The sequence below is a fragment of the Micromonospora endophytica genome, assembly GCF_003236305.1.
Classification (GTDB): Bacteria; Actinomycetota; Actinomycetes; order Mycobacteriales; family Micromonosporaceae; genus Micromonospora; species Micromonospora endophytica.
The window spans coordinates 1-10,781 of the sequence record NZ_POTX01000206.1; the positions used below are offsets into that span (position 1 = coordinate 1).

Annotated in this window: 10 protein-coding genes and 1 pseudogene; 2 read left to right on the plus strand and 9 right to left on the minus strand. The window is 71.6% G+C overall.

Features of this window, described 5'->3' with window-relative positions:
* A partial coding sequence (locus C1I93_RS23540; RefSeq protein WP_220039596.1) for a glycoside hydrolase occupies positions 1–1,259 on the plus strand: 1,259 nt, incomplete at its 5' end.
* 85 nt (positions 1,260–1,344) lie between these two features.
* Here the strand turns inward: C1I93_RS23540 and C1I93_RS23545 are convergent.
* The 7 genes from C1I93_RS23545 to C1I93_RS23575 all read right to left on the minus strand — a co-directional run bounded on the left by C1I93_RS23545 (position 1,345) and on the right by C1I93_RS23575 (position 8,131).
* Complete coding sequence (locus C1I93_RS23545; RefSeq protein WP_111245474.1) at positions 1,345–1,956, minus strand: LutC/YkgG family protein; 612 nt, start codon at positions 1,954–1,956, stop codon at positions 1,345–1,347.
* Positions 1,938–3,368, minus strand: coding sequence for a LutB/LldF family L-lactate oxidation iron-sulfur protein (locus C1I93_RS23550; protein WP_111245475.1), 1,431 nt, complete (start codon positions 3,366–3,368; stop codon positions 1,938–1,940). The genes C1I93_RS23545 and C1I93_RS23550 overlap by 19 nt, the downstream gene beginning before the upstream one ends.
* Complete coding sequence (locus C1I93_RS23555) at positions 3,365–4,138, minus strand: (Fe-S)-binding protein (protein WP_111245476.1); 774 nt, start codon at positions 4,136–4,138, stop codon at positions 3,365–3,367. Before C1I93_RS23555 ends, C1I93_RS23550 begins: the two co-directional genes overlap by 4 nt.
* A 102-nt stretch (positions 4,139–4,240) precedes the next feature.
* Positions 4,241–5,680 (minus strand): serine hydrolase domain-containing protein, encoded by a 1,440-nt coding sequence (locus C1I93_RS23560; RefSeq protein WP_111245477.1) that lies wholly within the window; start codon positions 5,678–5,680, stop codon positions 4,241–4,243.
* Between the two features lie 315 nt (positions 5,681–5,995).
* Positions 5,996–6,208, minus strand: coding sequence for an ABC transporter permease family protein (locus C1I93_RS23565; protein ID WP_212808408.1), 213 nt, complete (start codon positions 6,206–6,208; stop codon positions 5,996–5,998).
* Between the two features lie 149 nt (positions 6,209–6,357).
* Positions 6,358–7,902 carry a hypothetical protein gene (locus C1I93_RS23570; RefSeq protein WP_111245478.1) on the minus strand — a complete coding sequence of 515 codons (1,545 nt, stop codon included), beginning with the start codon at positions 7,900–7,902 and terminating at the stop codon, positions 6,358–6,360.
* A 16-nt stretch (positions 7,903–7,918) separates the two neighbouring features.
* The gene (locus tag C1I93_RS23575) at positions 7,919–8,131 is read right to left on the minus strand and encodes a helix-hairpin-helix domain-containing protein (protein ID WP_111245479.1); all 213 of its coding nucleotides are present in this window, start codon (positions 8,129–8,131) and stop codon (positions 7,919–7,921) included.
* A 196-nt stretch (positions 8,132–8,327) separates the two neighbouring features.
* Between C1I93_RS23575 and C1I93_RS23580 the strand changes: the two genes are divergently transcribed.
* Positions 8,328–9,203 (plus strand): alpha/beta fold hydrolase, encoded by an 876-nt coding sequence (locus C1I93_RS23580; RefSeq protein WP_111245480.1) that lies wholly within the window; start codon positions 8,328–8,330, stop codon positions 9,201–9,203.
* Here the strand turns inward: C1I93_RS23580 and C1I93_RS23585 are convergent.
* Entirely contained in the window at positions 9,172–10,050 is an 879-nt protein-coding gene (locus C1I93_RS23585) for an ECF transporter S component (protein WP_223256766.1), read from the minus strand. The two genes, C1I93_RS23580 and C1I93_RS23585, sit on opposite strands and share 32 nt — an antisense overlap.
* Positions 10,047–10,763, minus strand: a pseudogene (locus C1I93_RS23590) (ATP-binding cassette domain-containing protein); the annotation flags it as partial. The gene C1I93_RS23585 and the pseudogene C1I93_RS23590, both read right to left, overlap by 4 nt.
* Positions 10,764–10,781: the final 18 nt, after the last annotated feature.

The window sequence follows — 10,781 nt, forward strand, 5'->3', positions numbered from 1 at the left end:
CCACCGGACCGACCAACCCGCCCCCCACCGGGCCGGCCGACATCACGGTCAACACTGCCACCAGGTACCAGACGATCGACGGGTTCGGGGCGGCCACCCCCATCTGGGGCGGCACCTGGTCGACTGCCGAGACCCAGACCCTGGTCGGCCTGGGCGCCAACCAGCTGGGCCTGTCGATCGTACGGACCGGCATCTCACCGGTGTCCAGCGAATGGTCGACCCAGGTGAACGCCCTCCGCACGGCGAAGTCGTCCGGGTCGAACGTCAAGATCCTGGCCTCACCGTGGACAGCGCCGGCGGCGTGGAAGACGAACAACAGCCGGGTCAACGGCGGCAAGTTGCGCACCGACTACTACGACGACTACGCCAACCATCTCAACAGCTTCGTCCAGTACATGCAGGGCCAGGGCGTGACGATCGACGTCACCTCGGTGCAGAACGAGCCGGACTGGCACCCGGACTACGACTCGATGGACTGGAGCGGCACCGAGCTGCGCAACTTCCTCCGCGATCACGGCGCCCGGGTGCAGAACACCAAGCTGATGGTCGCCGAGGCGGTGAACCTGAACTACAGCTACACCGATCCGACCCTGAACGACGTGACCGCCCGGAACAACATCGGCTACATCGGCGGTCACCTGTACGGCACCGAGGCCTCGGGCCGGCTGCGGTCGTACCCGCTGGCCGACCAGCACAACAAGCCGGTGTGGATGACCGAGTGGAACCTGCACGAGGCCGACGGCAGCGGCTCCAACATCTGGGGCAACCCGAGCAACCAGACGGTCTGGAACGAGACCCTCGACGACATCATGCGTACGGTGCACCGGTCGATGGAATCGAACTGGACCGCCTACGTCTGGTGGTACGGCAAGCGTTACTACTCCTTCATCGGCGACGGCGAGGCGGCCTTCGGCACCACGGCAGGGGCTCCGCTGAAGCGCGGGTACGCCTTCTCCCAGTACGCCAAGTACGTCCGCCCCGGCTACCAGCGCGTCGCCCTGACCAAGAGCACCAAGGCGTCACCGCTGGAGGTCACCGCCTACTCCGGTGGCGGAAAGACCACACTGGTGATCCTGAACCGCTCGACCAGCGCGGTGAACAACGCCGTGATCCAGGTGCCGCAGAACATCACCCGGGCGGAGCACTACCTCACCTCGCAGAACGCCAATGCGGCAAGCCAGCCGGTGAGCGTGAACGGCGGCCAGGTCAGCGTCAACGTCGGCGCCCGCAGCATCTCCACGGTCGTGCTCACCCCCTGACAGATGTCGCGCGCAGCACCTCCTGACGGGGCGTACGGATGCGTTCACACCCGTACGCCCCGGCAGCGCCCGACGATCCGGTGGGTCAGGGCAGCAGGATGACGTGCAGGGTGCGGGGGCCGTGGACGCCCTCGACCCGGTTGAGTTCGATGTCGCTGGTGGCCGACGGCCCACTGATCCAGGTCAGCGGGCGGTGCGGAGCGAGTCGGGCCAGTGCCTGCGGCACCCCGGCCACCACCTGGGCCGCGCGGACCACGCAGATGTGCAGGTCCGGCAGCAGGCTGAGAACGCGGCGGCCCTGGTCGGGCGAGCCGTCGAGCACGACGGTGCCGGTCTCGACGACAGCGACGGCGGCGGCGGTGACGACTCCGTCAGCGGCGGCGATCCGGGCGTTGTCCAGACCGTCGTCGGTGCGGGCGGTCACCGTGGCCGGTAGCCAGGCCGGCGGCAGCTGTGGTGGTACGACGACAGTCGCGGACGTCGGCAGGATGCCGGCGATCGTGTCGGCGACATCCGCCTCGGGCACCCGGTGCACCCGGGCCCGGTAGTCGGTGAGCCGCTGCACCAGCAGGTCGAGGTCGATCGGGCCCTCCCGCCGGTAGGCGCGCGGCACCGGGACGGGAGCGCTGCCGCCCGCGACGGCGGCGCGCAGCCGGCTGAGGACCTCCTCCCGGCCGCTCACCGCTTCGCCCACCATTCGCGGAACGTCTCCGCCGGCGGCTCGGGCAGGTCGCGGCCCGCGGTCCACCCGGACAACGGCGGTGGCAGGCCCCGGCCGCGCCGGCCGGCCCACCGGCTCAGCCGCGTCGCGCGCTGCGCGGCCGCGTACAGGGCGGGGTGGTCCATGGTGTACGCGGCGGCAGCCATCGCCGCCGACTCGGCACGCGGGTGGGGGGCCTGGTCCCGCAGGTGTACCAGCAGCTCCGGAATGTTGATCTTCACGGGGCAGGCGTCGTAGCAGGCCCCGCAGAGCGACGACGCGTACGGCAGGGAGGCGTTGTCCGCCACCCCGGTCAGCTGGGGAGAGAGCACCGCACCGATCGGGCCCGGGTAGACCGACCCGTACGCGTGCCCGCCGACCCGCTCGTACACCGGGCAGACGTTCAGGCAGGCCGAGCAGCGGATGCAGTGCAGCGCCTGCCGGCCCACCTCGTCGGCGAGCACCGCGCTGCGGCCGTTGTCGAGCAGCACCAGGTGGAACGCCTGGGGTCCGTCGCCCGGGGTCACGCCCGTCCACATCGAGGTGTAGGGGTTCATCCGTTCCCCGGTCGAGGCCCGGGGCAGCAGTTGCAGGAACACCTCCAGGTCACGCCAGGTCGGCACCACCTTCTCCACACCCATCACGGTGATCAGTGTCTCCGGCAGAGTGAGACACATCCGCCCGTTGCCCTCGGACTCGACCACGGCCAGGGTGCCGGTCTCCGCCACCGCGAAGTTCGCCCCGGAGACCGCCACCGGGGTGGTGAGGAACGTCTGCCGCAGGAAGCGCCGTGCCGCCGCGGCCAGGGCCGCCGGCTCGTCGGTCAGGGCCGGGTCCACATCCGGCATCGCCCGCAGGAAGATCTCCCGGATCTCGGCCCGGTTGCGGTGGATGGCCGGCACCAGGATGTGGCTCGGTCGGTCGTCACCGAGTTGCACGATGAGTTCGGCCAGGTCGGTCTCCACCGCGATGATCCCGGCGGCGTCGAGGGCCTCGTTGAGGCCGATCTCCTGGGTCGCCATCGACTTGACCTTGATCACCCGGTCGCTGCCGGTGGCGCGGACCAGGTCGGTGACGATGCGGTTCGCCTCGTTCGCGTCGGCGGCCCAGTGCACCACTCCCCCGGCGGCCGTCACCCGTGCCTCCAACTGCTCCAGCAGCTCCGGCAGCCGGGCCAGCACGTCGGTCTTGATCGCGGCGCCGGCCGCACGCAGCTCTTCCCAGTCCGGCGCCTCGGCGATCACCGCACCCGACTTCGCCCGGATGGTCGCCGTGGCGTGCCCGAGGTTGCGGCGCAGTTGCGCATCGGCAAGCGCCTGCCGGGCGGCGGCCGGGAAGCTCTGCTCGCCGCGCAGCTGCCCGACGCCCTGTGGTGCGGTCGCCGGCATGCCGAGGAAGGTCCGGGTCATGTCCGCACCACCAGTTCGTCTCGCCGCTCGGGGCCGCCGCCCGCTTCGGTGGCGGCCAGGATCTCGGCCAGGTGCACGGTACGCACCCCGGTACGCAACCGGGACAGCCCACCACCGATGTGCATCAGGCACGACACGTCGCCGGCCGCGCAGACGTCCGCGCCGGTGGCGAGCACGTGGCGCATCTTGTCCGCCAGCATCGCGGTCGACGTGTCCGCGTTCTTCACCGCGAAGGTGCCACCGAAGCCACAGCACTGCTCGGCCGCCGGCAACTGGACCAGGTCGAGCCCGCGTACCTCGCGCAGCAGCCGCAGCGGCCGGTCCCCGACCCGCAGCATCCGCAGCGAGTGGCAGGTCGGGTGGTAGGTCACCCGGTGCGGGAAGTAGGCACCGACGTCGGTCACCCCGAGCACGTCGACGAGCAGCTCGGACAGCTCGTACGTCCGCCCGGCCACCGACTCGGCCCGGCTGGCCAGCCGCTCGTCACCGCCGCGGCGGGCCACCAGCGCGTGCTGGTGGCGCACCGACCCGACGCACGACCCGGAGGGAGCGACGATCACGTCGTACGGATCGAAGGTGCGTACGTGCCGGCGTACCAGCGGCATCGCCTGGGCCTGATAGCCGGTGTTGACGTGCATCTGCCCGCAGCAGGTCTGCCCCTCGGGGAAGACCACCTCGTGGCCCAGCCGCTCCAGCAGCCGCACGGTCGCCTTCGCCGCCTCGGGGAACATGGTGTCCGCCAGGCAGGTCACGAACAACGCGATCCGCACGTCACGCCTCCCCTCGCCACGTCAGCACCCGTCGCACCGTCGCCACTGGTGACGCTCGATCCGCTGAGTCTGCCGTACCCGCCGCCGTAGCGCAGCAAGCGGTCATGGCACAGTGGGGCGGTCGTGGCCGGGCCGGAACAGCCGGATCAGCCGCGCCGTGGCGGTGGCCAGCCCGGCCGCCGCCGCGACGGCGAGCGTGATCGTCAGCGGCGCCGGAAAGTAGGTCAGCTGCGCCCAGGTGACGGCCCGGCCGTTCATCAGCAACGACACCCACTGCGGGTACGTGGCCAACACGGCCGCTGGCATCAACACCCCGGCCATCCTCAGCACGGTCCACCACCACGCCCGCCCGGCACGTCGGCGTGCCCAGTGACCGGATCGGCGTACACCGAGGAGGCCGAGGGCGAGGGCGACCAGGGCGATGGCCGCGAGGATCCACTCCGTCGTCTGCCGACCCCCGCCCGGTGTGGTCGGTTGGCGGCCGTCGGCGAGGGCGACCAACCCGAGCAGGATCTGGTAGGTGTCGTCGTGCAGCGAGGCGCTGTTGGTCATGACCGCGAAGCCGAAGCCGGTGGCCGGGTCCACGGCCTGGACAGCCGTGTACGTGAACAGGTTGCCCGAGTGCACCAGCAGGGGGCGACCCGCCACCGTTTCCACACCCCAGCCCAAGGCATAGTCACCACCCGGCGGGGGCTGGTGGAGCGCGGCCAGACTGCCCGGCGTCACCACCTGCGGACCGTGGCCGGTCTGGCTGATCAGCCAACGCCCCATGTCGGAGGCGGAGGTGACGATCCCACCGGCCCCGCCGCGGAATCCCGGCAGTTCGGCTCGGGACAGCCAGGCGCCGAAGACGGAGACGAACCCGTCGGACGGCCGTACCACCCGGTCTCCGACGGCGCTGGCGTCCATGCCGAGCCGCCCGAATACCCGGTCCCGCATGGCGTCGGCGAAATCCCGGCCGTCGACGACCTCGACCAGCCGGGCGGCGACGTCGTAGTTGACGTTGCAGTACTCCCAGCGGGCACCGGGCTCGCCGGCCAACCTGCCGTGCCGCAGGGCGGCCAGGTAGCCGGCGAGGGACGTGGCACGCTGCGTCGCGCCGATGTCGACGCTCCGGTCGGACAGACCGGAGGTCTGGTTCAGCAGTTGCCGCACGGTGACCCGACCGGCGCGCGGATCGGCCATCCGGAACTCCGGCAGGTAGGTGGCGACGGGTTGGTCCAGCGCCACCCGACCCTCGTCCACCAACGTCATGATCGCGGCGGCGGTGAACGACTTGCTCACCGACGCCACCCGCATCGGGGTGTCGGCGGTGACGGACCGGCCGGACGCGTCGCGCCCGAGCCCGGTCCCGTGGACGATCCGATCGCCGTGGGTCACCACCGCGGACAGCCCCGGCAGCCCGGTCGAGTCGAGAGCCTCCCGAAGGTACGCGTCGATCACTGCCGGGGTGGGCACGGCGGCAGGTCGCTCACCCCACGCGGGTGCAGCGCCCGCGACGGTCAGGGTCAGGGCGAGCGCCGCCAGGAAAGGTTTCCGCATGCGTCGAACCTAGGAATCGACTCTCGGGAAAACGTCTGGCGATGGTCGGGACCGGTCCCTGACGAAAGTCGTGCCGGGCGGCGCACCGCAGGCCGTACTGCCGAGCGGGCGCATCTGTGTGGTGGCCCACAACGCGGCGTGCCGGCGCTCGTACTCGGCTTCCGCGCCGGGGCGCAGCCGGTACAGGTGGCACACCTGCTACCCGGGCCCGCGGGCCGGTCCCGCCCCCGATCCGGTGCCGGGATCGGGGACGGGACCGGGTGACCCGCGCCCGGACTTAGAGGAGTACCCGGGTCGGGTCGGTCCCACCGCGGCTCACGTGCCGGAGCCGGCGAGCGCGCCGCAGACGAGCTGGCGTTGGCACACCAGGTAGCTGATGAGCACCGGGAGCAGGGCCACGATCAGGCCGGCACTGACCAGCGGCACCGACACGTCGTACTGGCCGCTGATCAGCGGGACGCCGACCATCAACGTCTTGGAGTCCGAGCCGCCCATGATGACGAGCGGCAGCAACAGATCATTCCACATCCAGACGAAATTGAAGATGGCGAGCGTGGCCAGCGCCGCAGTGGCGCCCCTTCACCGAACTGCTCCTGGAGCGCTTCGGCAGCCGGCGGCCCTACTGGGGTGGCGCGAACCTGCGTCGCGCCCTCGGTGGCGGCTGACGGGTCGCCGGCTCAGCGCAGGAGCGCGTGAACGTCGACGAGGAACTGGCCGCGGCCGTCGCCGTGGGCGACGGCCGCCTCGCTGACGGCGTCGATCGCCGCGACCAACGGATCGTCGTTCACCAGCGCGACCAGGGCCGGAAACGCAAAAGCCTGCAGAAGCATCTGGCTGCGGTCACCGGCACCGGCCGCTCCCGGCTCGGTGTACATCGGCGCGGTGGTACGCGGCACCTCGGGATCGGACCTCAGCCGGTGGTACGCGGCGGCGCCGCCCTGCTCGGTGAAGGATCGGGGCAGCGGGCGGTCGGCCTCGGCGGCGGCGAGCGCCTCGGCGATCCACCCGATCTGCTCCAGCCCGGCCACCCGCATCGCCCGGCGGGCCGCCCAGCAGGCCACCTCGCGCTGGCGGGCGGCGGGCAGCGCCTCGATGCGATCCAGCAAACGGCGGTCGACCCGGGCCAGGAATCGCGCCTGGCCCGGCAAGCCGCGGAGCCGGTCCGACGGTGGCCGGCCGCCCCACTGCTCGGCCTCCTGTTCGGCCTGGAAGCGGCGGATCTTCTCGGCCTGCGCGGTCGCCTCGGCGGCCTGCTTCCGCAGGGCCTCCCGCCACGGATAGGACCCGGCGGCGTCGAGCAGATGGTCCCAGATCAGGCCGAGAGTGACGGCGTGCCGACCGAGCACCCCCTCGTGCCGCAGCCGGAAACCGCCGGGACCGACGGTCAGCCGTACCGTGCTCGGCTCGTCGTCGGGGAGGGTGTCCAGCGGGCGAGGGAAGATCGGCTCGTCGGCGGTGGCCCACGACCAGGTCAGTGTCTCGCCGTCGATCCGCTCCAGCCGGACCTCCAGATCACCGGCGGGCAGCACGCCCGGCGCGACCTCGACCGGCGCAGGCCGGTCGCGGACCACCGCCACCCGGGGCAGGCCGGCGTCGTCCTGGTACGGGTCAGGTGGCAGCGGCGGCAGGCTGGCCGGGCGGCCGGAGGGACGCGGCACCAACGACAGCATCGCCCACTCGGCGGCCTTCGCCGGCTTCTGCTCCCAGCGGCGGCGCTGCGGGTCGGCCACCACTGTGCGCCACGGCGTCTCCTCGGAGACCGCCCAGACGTGCAGCTCGTGCCGCTCGGGTGGATCGCCGTCGGTGCGTACCGTCTCGTGCAGGCGGTCGCGCGCGTGCACCCGCACCCGGATCAGCCCGCGCGGGACCACGACGTCGGTGAGGCCCGCCGCGGTGCCGCCCATCAGGCCGACGATCGAGAGCCGGCCGCTGGGACTGCACAGGGTCGTCTCGCTTATCGCGTCCCAGTCGGGGTCGACCTGCGTCGGCGGACCGGACAGGACACGGACCCGTGCCTCGATCCAACCGGTGTGGATGCCGCAGAAACCGACGCACTGGAACGGCCCGCTGACGTGCAGCAGACTGTCACCGAGGGTGTAGATCGCCACACCCGACGCGCCAGGCACGCTGGACACCTCGTACTGGTGGTAGCTGACGAACAACCGCGACCATTCCGTCACCGACGCCGGAGTCCGCTGATCTGCGCCGTGCTGGTCGTCCACTCTGGAATCTTATGGCTCAGTCGGCGAAGGCGAGGCCCTGCTCGGCCAGTGCCGTGGCCAGGATGCCGATCGCCTTCGGCCCGACCCCGTGCAGGGCCAGCAGATCGTCGCGGCGGTGGGTGGCCACCTGCGCAAGCGTCGTGATGCCTGCGTCGCGGAGGGCGCTGGTGGCTGGTCGCCCGATCGGCGGCAGGTCACCGACCTGGGCGGGCACCTGGCGACCACTCACGCCATCACCCTAGTGGGATCCGGGTCCCGCTGGTTTGGGTGGTCGGCACAGCGCCGCCTGGCCCGTCAGTTCCACTGACGACAACTGCCCCCGGCACGTCTGCGCCCGGCCCGTCGTCCGCCGTGAAATCCTACGGCCGTCGTCACCAGGAGATCGGGGCTGGCCGGGCGGGTACCGGCACCGAAGGGAGGACACGATGCAGGCCATCCAGAAGATCCGTCATCGACGCGCCGACGTCGATGGCCTGGAGGTCTTCTTCCGCGAAGCCGGGCGCTCCGGCCGACCTACGGTGCTGCTGCTGCACGGATTCCCCAGTTCGTCGCACACGTTCCGGGAGATCATGCCGACCCTCGCCGACGTCGCGCACGTGATCGCACCGGATCTGCCCGGCTTCGGAATGTCGTCGTCACCTGCCATCAGCGACTACGACTACACGTTCGCGAATCTCTCGCGAACGATCGACAAGCTGCTCGATCAGCTCGGGGTCGAGCGGTTCTTCGTCTACCTGCACGACTTCGGTGCGCCAGTGGGTTACCACCTGGCCACCCGGGCCCCGGGCCGGATCTGCGGCCTCATCGTGCAGAGCGGCAACGCGCACTCCGAGGGCCTCGGCGAGCAGTGGGACACCGCCAGGGCGTACTGGGCCGACCCGACCGACGCCAGGCGCGCCGAACTGCCGGACTGGTTGAACTTCGCCGGCACCCGCGACCAGTACCTCGCCGGGCTGCCGGCGCATCTGCGCACCCTGCACGCTCCCGAGTCGTGGCATCTCGACTGGGCGCGGATGAGCCGACCCGGCAACATCGACGCGCAGTTCGCACTCTTCGCCGACTACGCCAACCATGTCGCGCGTTTCGACGAGATCGCCGATTATCACCGCGCTCACCAGCCGCCGGCGCTCGTGCTGTGGGGACGGCACGACCCGTACTTCGACGTCGACGAGGTCCTCGCCTACCACCGCGCCCTCGCTCGAATGGACGCGCACATCTACGACGGCGGGCACCTCCTGTTGGAGACGCACACGGCCGAGTGCGCCGCACTCATCCGGGCCTTCGTGAGCGACCTGGTCTGACCGATCGTTGCGGCCCGGCCCGTTCCATGCTGCTTCCGGGCACAGTCTCGTCCGCGCGGCCGAAGGTCACCGGTGCGTCGAACGCGGCCCGCCGGGCGGCGCGGCGCAGCGCGGCCAGGACCGCGGGTCCGACAAGCACGATCGCGATGGCAGTGGTGACGGCCCGGCCGGTGTCCCAGCCGAAGGTGGAGGTGACGGCGGTGAACACGGCGAAACGGTGCAGGTTCTCCAGCACCGGCGCGCCGGCGAGGTACGAGAGCTGGGTGTCCGCGCCGACGCTGAACGGCCAGAACCAGAGATTCATCAGCAGCCCGTACCCGTACGCGGCGATGGTGCCGTAGCCGGCCAGCACGGCGATCTCGGCCCGCCCGCGCAGCCGCCCCGGCAGCAGGCCGGCACCGAGACCGATCCAGGACGCGGCCAGCATCTGGAACGGCAACCACGGCCCGACACCGGCGGTGAGCAGGGCGGAGGCGAACAGCGAGACCGCGCCGAGCAGGAACCCGAACCCGGGCCCGAAGACCCGGCCGGCGAGCACGAGCAGGAAGAACACCGTCTCGATGCCGGCGGTGCCGGCGCCGAGCGGGCGGAGGGCGGCGTTCACCGCCGCCAGCACGCCGAGCATCGCCAGGGCTTTGCTGTCGATGCCGCCGGAGCTGAGTTCGGCCAGGACAAGGGCCAGCAGCACCGGCAGTACGACGAGGAAGACAAGTGGCGCCTCGGTGGTGCGCGCCATCGTCTCGGGCTGGGCGGGCACGAAGAACGGCCAGGTGAAGGTGGCGAGCGCGGCGGCGGAGGCGAGCGTCAGGATGACAGCGGTACGCGGGGCCACCCGCAGCGCGCTCATCCCGGCGTCCCGGTCAGCGCGGCGCTGACCTGCGCCACGGTCAGCCAGGGCTGCGGGGCCAGGACCTTGGCGACCTGCGGGGCGAACGCGGGTGAGGCGAGCATGACCTCGGCGGTGGTGCCGTCCGCCACGATCTCGCCCTGGGCCATCACCACGACCCGGTCGGCGAGGGTGGCGACGAGCTCCACGTCGTGGGTGGCGACGACGATCGCCCGCCCTTCGGCGGCCAGCCGCCGGACGATCGCCGTGAACTGCCGTTTGGCCAGGTAGTCCAGCCCTCGGGTCGGTTCGTCGAGCAGCACCACAGGTGGGGCGGCGGTGAGCTGGACGGCGAGCGCGAGCCCCAGCCGCTGCCCCTCCGACAGGTCGCGTGGATGCTGCTCGCCCGGCAGTCCCGGGGTGACCTGGTCGAGCAGGGCGCGGCAGGTCCCGGCGGCCACCTCGGACTCCCGGTCGGCCTGGCCACATTCGGCGTCCACCGTCTCCAGGTAGAGCAGGTCTCCCGGGGTCTGCGGGACCAGCCCGACCTGACGCCGGGCCCGGCCAGCAGACAGGGTGCCCGGGTCGGTGGCGCCGTCGGGGCCGGTGACGGTGACCGTTCCGCCGTGCCGGGGTCCACTGCCCTGCAACGCCCAGAGCAGGCTGGACTTGCCGGAACCGTTGCGGCCCATCAGCGCCACGATCCAACCGGGATACAGGTCGAGGTCGACACCTGTCTCCTATACACATCT

Bases quoted from the DNA above. Each gene is read 5' to 3' on its own strand.
- C1I93_RS23545 (WP_111245474.1), bottom strand. From the start codon at position 1,956: ATGGTGGGCGAAGCGGTGAGCGGCCGGGAGGAGGTCCTCAGCCGGCTG.
- C1I93_RS23585 (WP_223256766.1), bottom strand. From the start codon at position 10,050: ATGAGCGCGCTGCGGGTGGCCCCGCGTACCGCTGTCATCCTGACGCTC.
- C1I93_RS23550 (WP_111245475.1), bottom strand. From the start codon at position 3,368: ATGACCCGGACCTTCCTCGGCATGCCGGCGACCGCACCACAGGGCGTC.
- C1I93_RS23580 (WP_111245480.1), top strand. From the start codon at position 8,328: ATGCAGGCCATCCAGAAGATCCGTCATCGACGCGCCGACGTCGATGGC.
- C1I93_RS23565 (WP_212808408.1), bottom strand. From the start codon at position 6,208: ATGTGGAATGATCTGTTGCTGCCGCTCGTCATCATGGGCGGCTCGGAC.
- C1I93_RS23560 (WP_111245477.1), bottom strand. From the start codon at position 5,680: ATGCGGAAACCTTTCCTGGCGGCGCTCGCCCTGACCCTGACCGTCGCG.